Genomic DNA, 14,075 nt, shown 5'->3' on the forward strand with positions numbered 1-14,075 from the left:
GGCATGGACGATCTTCGAAACTTCACCACGACGGACGTCCTGCTGCCCCCGATCCTCGACACCGACGCCTGCATGGCGGATCTGCCGCGCTTGCTGGAACCTTGGGATGAGGCTGCGGCAGCCCCCGTGGTGGATTGCCTGTCGCGCGCGCGCAGTCATGGCGGCTGGCATTGGCCGGATCGTCCGGTGGTCTTTGTCTCGGACCCCCATGCGGATGCTGAGGGGTTCCTGCGTTCGCTCATCGCCGCCGGGGTGATCCATCGCAGCAAGGGGCGGATAGGGCTGACGCCGTTTGGTCGCACCGCGCATATCGTGCTGGGCGGCGATGCGCTGGACAAGGGCCCGAGCAATCTCGCGCTGCTGGACGCCATCGCCGATGTGCTGGACACCGGGGCCGATGTGACGATCCTCGCGGGCAACCACGACTTGCGGATGCGGCTGGCCATCGGGTCGGTGCGGGGGGAACGCAGCGCGCTCACCGAACATCTCTTTGTGCGCATGGGGCGCAAGATCCTGCCCGCCTTGCGCGAGGTGCTGACCCGCTTCGTCACGCCCGAGGACATTGCCGCCCTGCCCCCAGAAGCTGTGTGCAAGGCTCGTCTGATGCCGGGTGAGGATTGGTCGACGCGATTTGCAACAGCCGCGCGCCCTGAATTGCCCGCCAAGGTCATCACCAAGGAAATCCGCAAGCTCGAGGAAAAGCGCGCCAAATTTGAAACCGACCGCGCCCGCATCGGCATGACCCACCGGGAGCTGCTGGCGGCGCTGTTGAAATGCCACGATATCTTTTTGGAACCCGAAGGGCATTACGCCTGGTTCTTTGAGCGGATGCAGGCGGTCGCGCGCTCTGGCTCACTGCTGTTCGTCCACGCCGGCCTGTGTGATGACATGGCGCGCGCGCTGGTGCGCGATGGGGTCGAGGCGGTGAATGCGGCCTATGCGCGTGCCGCCGAAGGGGCGAGCTTGGGCTTTTATTTTGGACCCTTGGCGAACCTCGTGCGGACGAAGTACCGCGCCTCCGACTGCGCCCTGACCGCGGCAGGCGTCGAGGTGCTCCACCGCGCCGGGCTGCACATGGTGGTGCAGGGCCATGTGAACAACCACGCAGGCCAGCGTTTGCTGGCCAAGCGGGGCCTGCTGCATCTGGAGGCGGACATCACACTGGACCGTGCCTCTCGGGCGCTCGAAGGGCTCGATGGCATTGGGGCCGGGGCAACCTTGATCTTTCCGTCGGGGGATGTGATCGGTTTAAGCCGAGACCACCCGCGCGCCAAGCACTTCGCCCCGGAACGCATGGCGGCCCACTGACCGCATTGCAAGGATCCTCGCATGAGCACAGACAAGCGTTTTTCTCACGAATCTCTGCAAGACGCCAAGACGATCAAGACCCTGCTGTCCGCGCTGTCGAAAGGCTTTGCCAAGGGGGAAATGTCGCTGGGCGATGACGACGAAACACTGGTGCTGCAAACCGCTGACCTGATGACCCTGCGTCTGAAGGGAGAACGGGTCGACGGGCGCTGCACCGTCAGCCTTCGCGTGAGCTGGACCGACCCGGACGCGCCACAGACCGGCAAGACCGGAGCGCCACGGATCGACAGTTGATCCTGATACCTGTCCCAAGTTGGCGCAAAATCCGCTCTCGTAAATTTAAACCTGCCGGATCTTGCGAGCGGTTTGTTGATCGCTCAATGAACCGCTGATCGGCCACCTGACCCAACCCCAAAGAGAACCCCAAAGGGACAGTGCGCTCGCGGTGTCTGAGGACGGGATACGAGGGCCAAAAAACGGGATTCGGGACCTCAGAAATCAGGTTTGAGCCAGAATGCAGAAGGTCCAGATTGCGCGGGATTCTGACTGGCGGGTCAATGTTGCTTCTTTTGATGGCAACAAAATCAGGGATTTACCTGAAAAGTATACATCGAAAATTTACCATGAATCGCAGGATCTTATCGTGATCTAGGCCGAATTTCGCCGGTGCGGCACATGTCCTAATTCGCAATCTAGCGCGTCCTATTTCGCGAAATTGGACGCCCCGGATTTTACGCCGTTGTAGCGCTTTTGAGGTCGCCAGATGTTTTGGCGGCAGAAAAGAGGAACGGCCCCATGACAAGCCTGTGTCACATCGCGCTGTCCCACGACAGTGGTCGCAAAGTCCCCGTCGCAGAGCTGGGTGGCAGCCACGGGCTGACCGCCGCCTCGGCCAAGATGTATGATCGGTTTTTCGGATTACAATCGGTGCTGCGTCAAAATAGTGACCAGACGCATATGCTTAGGTCGGTGCTGCAAAAGGCCGTCGCCAGCCTGCCAGATCAGGGACGGACACCGGGGGTTTTGGTCTATTGCAAGACCCAGACCCATAACACGCAGAGCGATCAGAACTGGCTGCGGCGCTTGGCCGATGCTGCGGGTTTGGCGCAGTGGGAAGTGCATGCGCTGTCGATGACAAGCTGCGCCTCGGCGCTGGTTTGTCTGCATTTCATTCAGTCCTGCGGCACCACCGCGCCGGTGATTGTGCTGACCGGCGAGAAAGCGTTTCACCCCTCGGTGGCCCGCCTGACCGTGGGGCTCTTGGCAGAAGTGCCAGTGGCGGCGGTTTTGAACGGTGGGCCGGGATCATGGCGGGTTCGTGCAACCGACGTGCGGCACCTGCCCCGGTTTCATATCAACCCCGAGGCGATGGACCCGCAGGACCGCAGCGCCCTGCAAGAGGTCTATGCGCCAGAACTCACCCGTTTTATCGCCGGTTTCCTTGAACAACATGCCGCGGCTCTCGACCCGGAGTTGGTGTTTATTCCGCATAACCTGAACCGCCCGCTGACCGATGCCTTGATCCGGGAGTTCGGCTGGGAAGAGCAACACCATGCGGGCGATGTGACGCAGATCGGTCACGCCTATTGTTCGGACCCCTTTCTCAACCTCGACGCCTTTGTGCAATCGCGCCGGCCCGCGCAGCAGGTGCTGCTGCTGGCGGCGGGCACTGGCGTGACCTTTGCAACCTGCCTGCTGGAGCGATCCGCTGTCCCCGAAACCGTCTGATCCTGTGATCCAACCCTTTGCCGAAATACAAGGAAGCCTTTTATGAACACCACCATTTCCACAGCCATCGCCGAGGTTCTCACTGAGGTTCTGGAGCGCCCCGTTACAGATCTGCGCCCCGAGATGCGGTTCGACCGGGATTTCGATCTCGACAGCTATATGTTCGTGCAGTTCCTGCTGGGGCTAGAAGACAAGCTGCCGGGGCTGCGGTTTGATCCTGAAACCATCGGTCAGGCCGGGTTCAACACCATGGAAAATCTGGTCCAGCATGTGGAGGCAAGCCTTGCCCGCGCGGAGCAGGCGCATGCTTGATCGGGTCGCCGGATCACCTGTGGAGCAGGTGTTTGAAACCGCGCGCAAGGCGCATCCCGCGCAGGCATTGCAGGCGACCTGTTTGCTGGCCACCGGGCGGGATGGCTTTTTGGCGGGTGCCTGTCATGCGGTGCATCGCTCGGGCGCGCCGCTGGTGGCGCTGTCGAATACGCCGGTTGAGGTCGTGATCCGCGACACCGAACAGGAGCCGGGCATCGCCTGCTTTGATCTGGTGCTGTCGCAGCTGAAGCCGCGCGCGCCACAGGCGATACCGCCACAGGTGCACACATTGGTCGTGGCGCTAAGGGCGGGCTTGCTGGCGCGGACCATGGATCTGGCGTTTGTGCATCTGCAGGATCGTGAAAGCCTCGGTCAGAAGACCTTGCATCACCAGTTGGTCAAGGCGCGGTTCTCGGACACCAGCGCGTTCCTCAGCCAGTTGCGCCGGGAATTGGCCGTTGTGGGCAGCGAGGGCATCGTCGACTCGCCGGGGCGGCTGCATAACGCAATCGACACCCATCTGCTGCATTGCGCCAAACTGATGGGCGGGCACGGGCTGCGAGACGCGGCAGTGCATGGGCTGGAATATCTGTCGGTGCTGATCCGCGCGACATTGGCCAGCCAGCAGGGCACCGGAGTGTGATCCGATGATGAGCCGCTCCCACCACTCTGAGGTACAGCTGCTTGCGGCGGGATCGCTGCCGGATCGCCCCAGCGCCCGCCCGCTGCTGTTTTCCTGCGACGCCGCGGACGCCGCCCCGACTGACCCCTGCCGCCCCGCGCGGTTGGAGGCCTGGCACCGCCTGCACAGCGCGGCCACGGGGCCGACCGGGGCGGTGGCGCATTTGTTTCAAGGGGCGGGATCTGGTCCGGACCTTCATGCGCAGCGCTTGCGCGAGGACTGGCAGCGGCTCTGCGCCGAGACCGACACGCCCCTGCTGGTCTACCTGCATTGCGGGCATCAGCCCGACACCCGCAGTCCGGTGCTGCAACATCTGCTGCAGACGCTCGATCACCATGGCGCTGTGCATGCGCTGCGGGTCGAATGCCGCCGGTCTTTGCGCGACGCCATGGTGCTGGCGCGTGCCCTGACAGCCAACAGCAGCCTGTCGCTGGTGCTGCGCGATCCCACGGAACGTCTGAGCATGCGCCCGGAGCGCAGCCGCCCGCTGCGATTTGCGCTGCTGGCCACCCGAGACCGTGCCAGCGCCTTTGCGGCGCGCCACGCGCCCATGTCCGGCACTTTTGCCGCCACGCCGATCAGGAGCCTATGATGCAAACTGCCAATACCACCGCCGACGCGCTTCTTGACGGGCCCAGACCGTCGGTCTGGCATACGCTGTCGCGCATTCTGCTGCTTGCTCTGCCGTTTGCGGTGGGTGCAGCGGCGACCTCGACGCTGAATTTGGGCAAAGTGGCCCTGCTGGCGCGGGTGCCGGACACTGGCGCGCTGGCCACGCTGTCGCTGCTGCAACCGAGCTTCATCCTTGCGCTGGCCATCATGGAAGGTTTGGCGATCACCGCGCAGGTGTTCAGCGCCCGTTCACGCCACAACTGGCCCCGCCGGGGCACCCAGCGTGCGGTGTATCGTCTGTGTCGCAATGGCGTGCTGTTGTTTGCAGTGGTCGCCGCACTTGGTTACGCGGCCGCGCAGATGCTGACGGTCGAGGACGCGGAACTGCGCGTGATCCTGGATCATTTCCCCCTGTTCATGCTGTCGCTGGTGCCCTTTGTGGTCTTTGACATCTTTTACGGCGCGATGCGCGGACAGGGCAAAGTGCTGCTGGGCCTTTTGCCCTTCATGGGGCTGGTCGCCCTCGATCTGAGCACCACCTACGTGCTGGTGTCGAACTACGGCTGGGGGTTTGAGGCGGTTCTGGTCGGCAACCTTGTGGGGCCGGTGCTGATGCTGCCGGTCATTGCCTGGCTGTTGCACCGCGAAGTGCGCAGCGGCGATGACAGCCCGGAAGAGCCGTTTCGTATCCGCATGCGCCAATTGCAGATCGGGGTTGGCATCCCGGTGTTCAGCTCGATCGTGGTGGGCTTTGTCAGCGCCTCGGTGGTGTTTCCAATCCTTGCCAAAATCGGTGAGGACAGCGCCTCTGCCTTCTTTGTGGTGCTGCGCTATCGCATCGCCTTTATGATCCCGGCCATCGCCATCGGCTCGGCCATTGCGATCCTCGTCAACCAACTGGCCGAGGAAGGACAGACCGCGCAGCGGCTGCGCTATCTGGTGATCGGCGTGCCGTTTATGCTCAGCCTTTACGCGGCAGTGACGGCGTTGTTGCCCCAGTGGGGCGGCGCGCTGGATCTCTTGGTGCCCGCGCAGGCCGAAGCGCTGCGTCAGGCCACCGACGAGATGTTTGCGGCATTGCTGGTTACCTTCTTTCTGGTCTCGGGCTCCGCCATGCTGCAGGTGATCCTAGAGCAGCTTGGCCGTGGGGTTCAGGTGCTGGTGATTACCTTCCTCATTGAGGCGGGCACCTGTGCGGGGGTGGTTTGGGCGATGATGCAGGGGGCCGGAATGGGCCTGATCCTCGACATCCTGGTTGCCGCTGCCGCCCTGGGCTTTGGCCTCTTTGCGGTGCAGTTCCTGCTGCTTCTGCGCAAACTGGGGCGCGCCGATGCTGTTTGAGCTGGCCTATCCCGGCCTCTGTGCCTGGGCGCTGTTGCGCCGGGCAACGGGGCGCCCCACCCCGGCGGGACCGTTGTTTGCCTTTCGCGCCATTCGGGGGCGCATGCGGCGGCACGAGTTGAGCGGCCTGACGGCGCTCAATCCGCGCTGGGGCGCATGGCTGGCGCTGCATCGCTTTGAGCGCATGGTGCCCGGAGCCGCGCCGCAGATGCGCAGCACCTATGAGACAGGCGGCCTTGCGGAGCAGCGTTTTGGGCCCGTGGATGGGCCACGGGTGCTGCTGTTGCACGGCTGGAACGCGCGCAGCGATATGATGCTGCCGCTGGCCTTGGATCTGGCGGCACGGGGCGCGCGGGTGATCCTGCCGGATTTGCCTGGCGAAGGGCGCAACCCCGCGCGCCCCATGAGCTTTGGCGCCAAGGCCCGCATCCTGTCCGCGCAATATCGCAGCGAGAACATCACAACCGTGATCGGACATTCCGCCGGTGGCCTGATCGCGGCGCTGGCGCTGGAGGCCGGTCTGGGACGGGCGCGGCTGGTGACAATCTGCGCGCCTTTCTCGCTCGAAACGCTTTTGCGGGCCTATCTGTTTCGCATCGGCGCACCCAAAGCCCTGAACACGGCGCTTTTGTCTTATGTCGAACAACGCGATGGACGCGCGCCTGCCAAAGTCGGACCGGAGCTTTATGCCCATATGGGCGCGTGGATGCAGGTGATCCACGCCCGTCGCGACTGGCAGGTGCGGGCAAGCGAGGCCGACGCGATCCGCGCGGTCGTCCCGGCGGCGGCGTCAACGCTGCTGGATGGCTGTAACCACCATACGATCCTTGAAGATCCACGCCTGTTTGACGCGGTGGCGGGGTTTGCCTTGCCGCGCGCCGCCCGTCCCACCGTCCGCCCTGCTCCCCGGAGGTCACAAAGACCGCTGGAGCCGATTGCGGGAGGGCAGCCATGCTGAACCTTATTGACCTCTCCGTGGTATTCCCCGCGCGACAAGAGAAACTGGTCGATCTGGCCGAGGATCTGTCGCTAAGCCGCAACCAGATCCGCATGTTTGATCGCTTTTTCGGCTTTGAGACCTTTCACTGTGACCATAACGAGCCGCTGGATGCGCTCTTGTCGCGTGCCACCGACGGGCTGATGGCGCGCAACCCCCATCACCGCGCCGCCCTGAGTCACGCGGTCCACTGTCACACACTGCTGACCACCCATGTGTTTGGGCAAAGCAGCGCGCTGGCGCAAAGCCCTGCGTGCCTTGCGGGTTTTGCATCCGAAGGTGTGGAAGTGTTCAGCGCCACCATGAACCACTGCGCCACCGGTCTGAGCATGTTGGGCCTGCTGGATCACTTGCTCGATCCCGGGGATCTGGGGCTGATCCTGATTGGCGAGAAAGCCTTCCACCCCGCCATCCGGGTGATCGAAAACACCACCATCATGGGCGAAGCGGCGGCGGCCGTGCTGGTTGGACATGCCCCCGGCCCGTTCGAAGTCGTCGATACTTTCGTGCGCCACGCACCGCAGTTTTGGAAGAACACCGGCCTGCGCGGCGAGAATTATCTAGAAGGGTTCGACAGTGCCTATCTGCACCTCGCCAGCAGCACCCTGCGCGACGCGCTGGCGCATTTTGACCGCACCGCGCAGAGCCTGCGCTGGATCATGCCTCATAACGTCAATGCGCCCTCTTGGTATCAGGTGGCCGAGGACGCCGGGCTCGATAAGGCGCAACTACGCCTGTCGACCATCGGCTGTTATGGCCACTGTTTTGGCGTTGATCCTTTTCTCAACCTTTGGCGCGGGGCGCAGGACGGAGTGCTGCAGCCCGGCGATGAGGTGCTGTTGTTCAGCATTGGTCTCGGTGCGACCGCGTCCTGTGCGCTCTTGCGGGTAACGGATGTGCCGCTGCCCCTCCCCTTTCCGACAAATGGAGTTTCCGGATGACCGATATGACAGACACCATTTTTGCCAGCCTGAGTGACATCGGCCTTGGACCGCAGCGGATCGACCGGGCGCGCTCGGGTGATGCGCTGTTTGGCACTGGCGGGCTGCTGAACTCGATTGAGCTGGTTCAGTTCATCGTCGCGCTTTCAGATCGAACTGGCATGGAAAGCTTTGATTTCATGGAAAGTTTCGAAGGGGGCGCCGGGGTATTCGACAGTATCGCTTCCTTGTCTGGGTTCATCCTCGGGCGCAAACCCCAAGATGTTGCGGTGTGACGATGGCTGAGTTTGAGATCATGCCGCAGGAGGCAGCACAGCTCCATGGGCTGGCCGAGCGCGTTGGAACGCCGTTTTATGTCTATGACGCCGCCTTGGTGCGGGCGCGGTATCGCGCGCTGACCCGCAGCCTGCCGGATGCCGGGTTCTTTTATTCGCTCAAGGCCAACCCCAATCTCAGCCTTGTCGGGCTTTTGGTGGCGCAGGGCGCGGGTGCCGAGGTCAGCTCTCGGCTGGAGTTGGAAACCGCTGTGGCGGCGGGCGCTCCGGCGGAGCGTATCCTGATGGTCGGCCCCGGCAAAGCCGAAGCGGATCTGGAACGCGCGGTTTCACTGGGGATCAAGGCGATCGTGGTGGAATCCCTTACGGAGCTTGACCAGATCGACCGGATTGCCGCCAAAGCTGGACGTTGCCAGCCGATTGCGCTCCGGATCAATCCAAATTTCAAGGTGAGCGGTGCGCGCCTCAATATGAGCGGACGGCCGACCCAATTTGGCATCGATGAAACCGCCATGGAGAGCGCGCTGGCGCGTGTTGCAGCGCTTGATCATCTGCGGCTGGCGGGGCTGCATGTCTATATGGGCACCCGCATTCTGGCCCATGAAACCATCGTGGAAAACACCCGTGGCATTCTGGAGCTGGCCGCGCGGGTGGCGCAGACTCTGCCGGAACCAATGGCGTTTATCGACATCGGTGGCGGATACGGTGTGCCCTATTATGAGGATGAAACCCCGCTGGATCTCGCCGCCCTTGGCGAGGCGATGCGACCGCTGCTGCGGGGGTTCTGCGAGACCCACCCGGAAACCGCCATCGCCATTGAACTGGGCCGCTACATGGTGGCCGAGGCCGGGCGCTTTGTCACCTCGGTGCGGCAGGTCAAAGCCAGCAAGGGCGAGAATTTCGCGGTCTGTGATGGCGGCTCAAACCTGCATAGCGCGGCGGCGGGACAGGGGTTCATGCGCCGCAATTTCCCGGTGTCGCTGGTGCCACATCCCGCGCGCCAATCCTCTGCGGCTGAGGCGTCACCATGGAGCGTCACCGGCCCGCTGTGTACGCCCATGGATGTGATCGCCAAGGACGTCTCCCTTGCTACGCCTGCGCCCGGGGATCTGATCTGTATTCACCAATCCGGCGCTTATGGCGCGACGGCTTCACCGGTGAATTTTCTGGGATTTGGCGCGCCTGCTGAAATCATGATCGACGAAGGCACCGCAACGGTGGTGCGCGAACGCGCGCAGGTGCAGGCCTTTCTTGACGAGCAGATGCCGCGCCAGATCTCCATGCGCCCGGCGGTGACCGAGGCGGCCCTGCCCGCCCCCTTCGATCATCCTGCACTGGAGCGGCTGGAAGCGGTGCGCCCCCTGTTTGAAACCACGGGCGGCAAATTGGCCCAGGATCCCGACGCTTGGCGCGACCTCTGGGCCGACCCGATGGTACGGGCCCTGACCATGATTGGCGTCCCGGCGGAGTACAATGGCTTCCCGCTTGCAGAAAGCGGCCTTGGTCTGGAGCACTGCCCCCATGATCTGCACGTGGCGCTGGTGGAGCGACTGGCGCGGTTTGACGCGGGATCTATCCTGGCGCTTCAGGGGCCGTCGCTTGCGGGCGGCGCGCTGGATGCGGTGGGCTCGCCCGCACAAAAAGAGCGCTTCTTTGGCGCATATCGCAGCGGGCCACAGGGCACATTCTTTGCGGTGACCGAACCGGAAGTGGGATCGGATGCCTCGGCGGGCAGCGCGGTGCTGCGCCTGACCGACACGGGCTATGTGCTGAGCGGCAGCAAGATGCTGATTGGCAATGTCGCGCGCGCTCAGATCGGGATTGTTTTTGCTAAATTCGAGGACAGCGGTCGCCGCGCGCTGGTGCTGGTAGAGCCCGATCGGGTACGCGCGCATCTGACGATTACCCGCCTGCCCACCACGGGGATGTCGGGGGCAGATCTGTGCCGCATCGATATGCGGGATGTGCCCGTGGCGCAGGAAGATCTTGTCGCGGCACAATCGGAGCGGCCCTCGCTGCGCGATGGGTTCATGGCGATCAACGGTGTGTTTGAACGCTACCGTCCGGCGGTCGCTGCCTTGGCGCTTGGCAATGCGCGCGGTATGTTGGAGCGACTGGCCCGGCATGGGCAGGCAAACGCCTTTACCAGCGAGTTCCGCAGCCACGCCGCCCTGATTGCAGCGCTGGCAGATGTCTGCGCCGACGGGATGCGCGGTCAGGCCAAAGGGCACCGTATCAGCGAGATCAAATATCAGGCTGTGGCCTTTAGCGACGCACTTGTGGCCCGTATCCCGCGCGATGCCCCGGCGGTGATGCTGACCGACCCGTTGCTGCGCCGCAAGATGCGCGACGCCAAGGGGTTTGAGTATATGGAAGGCACGTCCAACATTCATGTGCTGAACGCCTATCGCGCCTATGTGGCAGGGGTGGCGTCATGACCCTGCGGCTCGATCCCAAAAACCTCGTTGGTGGCAGTTTTGGTGGGCTGGAAGAGCCGGTTGAGGACGCCGCAGACCAGCACGCCTATTGGGAAGATTTCAACGCGCGCTTCTTTCGCTCCAACGGTCAGGAGTATGACAGCGCCCGGCAAAGCAATGTCGCCAATTGGCTGGCCGCCCCGGATCGAGCGTCCTTTGCGGCGATGGCGGGGGCGCTGCTGGAGCAGTTGCAGCAAAACGATGCGCTGGACGATATAGATCTCGTGTTGTTGGCCCATTGGATGCCGGATCTGCATCTGGGCACCTCTGTCACAAATTTTGCGCTGCATCGGTTGGGGATTGCCGATGGGTTTGGCTTTGCCATCTCGGATCGCGGCCTGTCGGCACCCTTGTTCGCCATGGATTGCGCGGCGCGTTACCTGCGGCGGCAAGGGCGGCGGGCGCTGGTGATGACCATGGATCAAAAGCACCTGCTTTATCAGTCCGATACGGTCGCGGCGCTGCAGCCGGAAAACTCTGCCAGCCTGATGGTGCTGGAAACCGGCACCGGGCCGGGACTGCGCTACTGCGGGTATCGCCGCCACATCAACGTCGAGAGCGGCGATCTGCCTGCGGTGGTGGATGCCACCTGTCGCGACCTCGGCCTGACGCCCGAAGCCACGGTTTTGATTGCGGATAACGGGCTGGAAGGGCTTGGCGAAGGATTTGCCGGGTGGTGCCCGACCCAGCCCAGCCAGATGTGCGCCGCCCCGTTGCGCAGCCTGATGTCCCTGCCAGAGCCGGGCAACTGCCTGTTGCTGACACGTCAGGACCGCGAAGTCTGCGTTGTTAGCTTGGCCCAAGACGACGGGAGCGCATAATGCGACTGGCCAGCCTCGTCAGCCATATCCCCGCCGCGCGGCTAAGTGCAGAGGACATCATCCGTGCCGCCGGTGGCAGCCCCGTAGAGGCGCGGGTCTTTGAACGTATGTTCGGGCTCGATCATGTGGCAGCGGTACCCGAGGGAGAGACGCTCTCACAGCAGTTCGATCAGGTGCTGCAAAAACTGACCGCAAGCCACACCGGGCCGCGCCCGGATGCGCTGATCTATGTGCATGGCCAACCGTTACAATATGCGGCGGGGCAGTCTCCGGTGCAGGTGCTATGCGCCAATCAACCGGTGCTGGCCGAGATCACGCGCCGCTACGAGGTCGACCAGTACAACTGTGGTGGGCTGTTCTGGGCGCTGGATCTGGCGCGCACACTGCTGAACGCAGGGCTCGCGCATGCGGTTGCGGTGCTGGGCGGTGACAGCCATATTGGCCTGCCGCTAGGAGATCGCTACGTCCCCGGCTGCACCCTGATGGGGGATGCCTTCTGCGGTATGATCCTCGATCAGATGCCGGGCGGGCTGCAGGTGGGTGATGTGGCCATGTGTACCCACCCGCGCTTTGCCCGCGGTCGCGCTGGCACCGCGACAGAGATGGGGGATTTCTTTGCCGCGCATGGCGGGATCGTCAGCCAGTCGCTGGCCCGAATTGGATTTGACTGGCAGGGCGATTGTGCGCTGTTGCCGCATAATGTGAACCGGCTCGCATGGCAGATGTTTTGCCGCGAGACCGGCCTGCCGCAAAGCCGCCTGCGGCTGGGGCTCTTGCCGGACATCGGGCATTGCTACACCAGCGATCCGTTTTTGCTGCTGGAACAGGAGCGCCCCGCCCTGAGCGCAGGCCAGTCCTGCGCGATCCTGTCGATCGGGATGGGGGGCTATGCCGGGGCCTGCATGATCACCCAGACCGCGACCGCCTCCTCAACCGCCCAGAGTAAGCCTGCCCCGACAGCGAAGGAGCATCACCCATGTTCGCAACTCATTCTCTCCTGATCGATTTTCTCGCCAAGGCAGCAGAGACGCGCCCCGAGGCACCGGCCGTGCGCGATGCGCATCATGCGCTGAGTTATCAGGCGCTGCTCATGGCCGCCGCGCGCATCGCACGCACATTGCGCGCCTGTGGGGTGAGCCCCGGTGATCGGGTTCTGTTGTCCTGTCCAAATTCGGTGGGCTTTGTGGTTGCCTATTGGGGCATTGTGGCCTGCGGCGCCGTGGCGGTGCCGCTCAACCCGGGTACCCCGGTGGCAAAACTGGCCTTTGTCCTGAAGGATTGCGCCCCGGCCGCGGTGATCGGCGATCCCAATAGCGCAGACACATTGCGCGCCGCATTGGCACAAACAGGTCAGGCCACGCCGCTGCTGAGTGACGCGCTTGTCACCTGCATTGCGGCGGCGCAGGCGGGGGAGGTGGTCGAGACCCTGCCTGCACCACAGGTGATAGATCAGGATCTGGCGACATTGATTTACACCTCCGGGTCCACGGGCACCCCTAAGGGTGTGATGCTGTCGCATCTCAATATGACCAGCGCGGCGCGATCCGTGGCGAGCTATCTTGGCTATAGCGCAGGGGACCGGATCTTTTGCGCGGTGCCGATGACCTTTGATTACGGGCTGCATCAGATCACCATGGCCGCGCTATGTGGGGCGGAAGTCTATGCAGAGCCGGGGTTTGCGCAGCCGCTCTTTGGTCTCAAACATCTGGCCCAAAGCCGCGCGACAGTGTTTCCGGTGGTGCCGACGATGGTGCCGCTGATTGCGCCCTGGGCCGAGCGGTTCGATCTCAGTGCGGTGCGGCTGGTGTCCTCAACCGCAGCGGCGCTGCATGTGGAGTTGATCGACCAGCTGGAGGCTGCGCTGCCGCAGGCGACCGTGTTTTCCATGTATGGGCTGACCGAGTGCCACCGCTGCACCTATCTGCCGCCAGAGCAGCTCGGCAAACGGCGCAGCAGCGTCGGGCTTGCCATCCCCAACACTGAGATGTGGGTGGTGGACGCCGCCGGTGAGATGCACCGCCACAGCGCCACCGGAGAGCTGGTCATTCGGGGCAGCACGGTGATGAAAGGGTATTGGAACAACCCGGACGCCACCGCCAAACGCCTGCGCCCCGGCCCCTTCCCCGGTGAGCAGGTGCTTTATACCGGTGATACCTGCCGTCTGGACGATGCGGGGTATCTCTATTTTGTGGGGCGCAGCGACGACATTTTGAAAATCGCCGGCGAAAAAGTGGCCCCCTCAGAGGTCGAAGCCGCATTGATCGCACACCCCGAAGTGGCGGAAGTCTGCGTGCTCGGTGCATCGCACCCGGTGCATGGGCAGGTCTGCCACGCGCATGTGACGCTGACCCAAACCGGCACCACAACCAGCAGCGATCAGGACCTCATTCAGTGGTGTAAAAGCCGCCTCGACAGTCACGCGGTGCCTGCGCGCATCCTGATCCATGACCAGATGCCCCGCACCCAGAATGGCAAGCTCGACCGCGCCGCGTTGCAGGCGATTGCCGCCGCCCCCCGCCCCGCAGCCAAAGCCCCCCACAGCAAAGACCTGACAGCAGCCGAATAACGCCGCCCGTCGCTT

14 protein-coding genes are annotated in these 14,075 nt (G+C 63.5%); all 14 read left to right on the forward strand.

What is annotated here, in order from left to right:
* The first annotated feature begins 3 nt into the window (after positions 1-3).
* The 14 genes from UB90_RS09370 (at position 4) to UB90_RS09435 (ending at position 14,060) form a co-directional block, all read left to right on the forward strand.
* Positions 4-1,308, forward strand: coding sequence for a metallophosphoesterase (locus UB90_RS09370; RefSeq protein ID WP_065325132.1), 1,305 nt, complete (start codon positions 4-6; stop codon positions 1,306-1,308).
* A gap of 21 nt (positions 1,309-1,329) precedes the next feature.
* Positions 1,330-1,602 carry an amphi-Trp domain-containing protein gene (locus UB90_RS09375; RefSeq protein ID WP_065325131.1) on the forward strand — a complete coding sequence of 91 codons (273 nt, stop codon included), beginning with the start codon at positions 1,330-1,332 and terminating at the stop codon, positions 1,600-1,602.
* A 501-nt stretch (positions 1,603-2,103) separates the two neighbouring features.
* Entirely contained in the window at positions 2,104-3,036 is a 933-nt protein-coding gene (locus tag UB90_RS09380) for a 3-oxoacyl-[acyl-carrier-protein] synthase III C-terminal domain-containing protein (protein WP_065325130.1), read from the forward strand.
* A gap of 42 nt (positions 3,037-3,078) precedes the next feature.
* On the forward strand, positions 3,079-3,348 hold the full coding sequence (locus UB90_RS09385) for an acyl carrier protein (protein ID WP_005643333.1): 270 nt from the start codon (positions 3,079-3,081) through the stop codon (positions 3,346-3,348).
* Positions 3,341-3,991, forward strand: a complete 651-nt coding sequence (locus UB90_RS09390; protein ID WP_065325129.1) for a hypothetical protein — start codon at positions 3,341-3,343, stop codon at positions 3,989-3,991. The genes UB90_RS09385 and UB90_RS09390 overlap by 8 nt, the downstream gene beginning before the upstream one ends.
* A 4-nt stretch (positions 3,992-3,995) precedes the next feature.
* Positions 3,996-4,622 (forward strand): hypothetical protein, encoded by a 627-nt coding sequence (locus tag UB90_RS09395; RefSeq protein WP_065325128.1) that lies wholly within the window; start codon positions 3,996-3,998, stop codon positions 4,620-4,622.
* The gene (locus tag UB90_RS09400; RefSeq protein WP_065325126.1) at positions 4,622-5,983 is read left to right on the forward strand and encodes an MATE family efflux transporter; all 1,362 of its coding nucleotides are present in this window, start codon (positions 4,622-4,624) and stop codon (positions 5,981-5,983) included. The genes UB90_RS09395 and UB90_RS09400 overlap by 1 nt, the downstream gene beginning before the upstream one ends.
* Positions 5,973-6,941: an alpha/beta fold hydrolase gene (locus UB90_RS09405; RefSeq protein ID WP_065325123.1), complete on the forward strand. Its 969-nt coding sequence runs from the start codon at positions 5,973-5,975 to the stop codon at positions 6,939-6,941. The genes UB90_RS09400 and UB90_RS09405 overlap by 11 nt, the downstream gene beginning before the upstream one ends.
* On the forward strand, positions 6,935-7,921 hold the full coding sequence (locus tag UB90_RS09410; RefSeq protein WP_065325121.1) for a 3-oxoacyl-[acyl-carrier-protein] synthase III C-terminal domain-containing protein: 987 nt from the start codon (positions 6,935-6,937) through the stop codon (positions 7,919-7,921). Before UB90_RS09405 ends, UB90_RS09410 begins: the two co-directional genes overlap by 7 nt.
* Positions 7,918-8,196, forward strand: coding sequence for a hypothetical protein (locus tag UB90_RS09415; RefSeq protein ID WP_065325119.1), 279 nt, complete (start codon positions 7,918-7,920; stop codon positions 8,194-8,196). The genes UB90_RS09410 and UB90_RS09415 overlap by 4 nt, the downstream gene beginning before the upstream one ends.
* A 2-nt stretch (positions 8,197-8,198) precedes the next feature.
* Positions 8,199-10,634, forward strand: coding sequence for an acyl-CoA dehydrogenase family protein (locus tag UB90_RS09420; protein WP_227512031.1), 2,436 nt, complete (start codon positions 8,199-8,201; stop codon positions 10,632-10,634).
* Positions 10,631-11,494, forward strand: coding sequence for a beta-ketoacyl-[acyl-carrier-protein] synthase family protein (locus UB90_RS09425; protein ID WP_065325117.1), 864 nt, complete (start codon positions 10,631-10,633; stop codon positions 11,492-11,494). The genes UB90_RS09420 and UB90_RS09425 overlap by 4 nt, the downstream gene beginning before the upstream one ends.
* Positions 11,494-12,495 (forward strand): beta-ketoacyl-[acyl-carrier-protein] synthase family protein, encoded by a 1,002-nt coding sequence (locus UB90_RS09430; RefSeq protein WP_065325115.1) that lies wholly within the window; start codon positions 11,494-11,496, stop codon positions 12,493-12,495. The genes UB90_RS09425 and UB90_RS09430 overlap by 1 nt, the downstream gene beginning before the upstream one ends.
* On the forward strand, positions 12,471-14,060 hold the full coding sequence (locus tag UB90_RS09435; RefSeq protein ID WP_065327186.1) for a class I adenylate-forming enzyme family protein: 1,590 nt from the start codon (positions 12,471-12,473) through the stop codon (positions 14,058-14,060). Before UB90_RS09430 ends, UB90_RS09435 begins: the two co-directional genes overlap by 25 nt.
* Positions 14,061-14,075: the final 15 nt, after the last annotated feature.

The sequence above is a fragment of the Tritonibacter mobilis genome, from assembly GCF_001681715.1.
Lineage (GTDB): Bacteria > Pseudomonadota > Alphaproteobacteria > Rhodobacterales > Rhodobacteraceae > Epibacterium > Epibacterium mobile.

What these genes read in the sequence shown, in the direction of transcription:
- UB90_RS09425 (WP_065325117.1), top strand. Translation starts at nt 10,631, where the DNA reads ATGACCCTGCGGCTCGATCCCAAAAACCTCGTTGGTGGCAGTTTTGGT.
- UB90_RS09395 (WP_065325128.1), top strand. Translation starts at nt 3,996, where the DNA reads ATGATGAGCCGCTCCCACCACTCTGAGGTACAGCTGCTTGCGGCGGGA.
- UB90_RS09390 (WP_065325129.1), top strand. Translation starts at nt 3,341, where the DNA reads ATGCTTGATCGGGTCGCCGGATCACCTGTGGAGCAGGTGTTTGAAACC.
- UB90_RS09380 (WP_065325130.1), top strand. Translation starts at nt 2,104, where the DNA reads ATGACAAGCCTGTGTCACATCGCGCTGTCCCACGACAGTGGTCGCAAA.
- UB90_RS09375 (WP_065325131.1), top strand. Translation starts at nt 1,330, where the DNA reads ATGAGCACAGACAAGCGTTTTTCTCACGAATCTCTGCAAGACGCCAAG.
- UB90_RS09405 (WP_065325123.1), top strand. Translation starts at nt 5,973, where the DNA reads ATGCTGTTTGAGCTGGCCTATCCCGGCCTCTGTGCCTGGGCGCTGTTG.
- UB90_RS09400 (WP_065325126.1), top strand. Translation starts at nt 4,622, where the DNA reads ATGCAAACTGCCAATACCACCGCCGACGCGCTTCTTGACGGGCCCAGA.
- UB90_RS09420 (WP_227512031.1), top strand. Translation starts at nt 8,199, where the DNA reads ATGGCTGAGTTTGAGATCATGCCGCAGGAGGCAGCACAGCTCCATGGG.
- UB90_RS09415 (WP_065325119.1), top strand. Translation starts at nt 7,918, where the DNA reads ATGACCGATATGACAGACACCATTTTTGCCAGCCTGAGTGACATCGGC.
- UB90_RS09430 (WP_065325115.1), top strand. Translation starts at nt 11,494, where the DNA reads ATGCGACTGGCCAGCCTCGTCAGCCATATCCCCGCCGCGCGGCTAAGT.
- UB90_RS09385 (WP_005643333.1), top strand. Translation starts at nt 3,079, where the DNA reads ATGAACACCACCATTTCCACAGCCATCGCCGAGGTTCTCACTGAGGTT.
- UB90_RS09370 (WP_065325132.1), top strand. Translation starts at nt 4, where the DNA reads ATGGACGATCTTCGAAACTTCACCACGACGGACGTCCTGCTGCCCCCG.
- UB90_RS09435 (WP_065327186.1), top strand. Translation starts at nt 12,471, where the DNA reads ATGTTCGCAACTCATTCTCTCCTGATCGATTTTCTCGCCAAGGCAGCA.
- UB90_RS09410 (WP_065325121.1), top strand. Translation starts at nt 6,935, where the DNA reads ATGCTGAACCTTATTGACCTCTCCGTGGTATTCCCCGCGCGACAAGAG.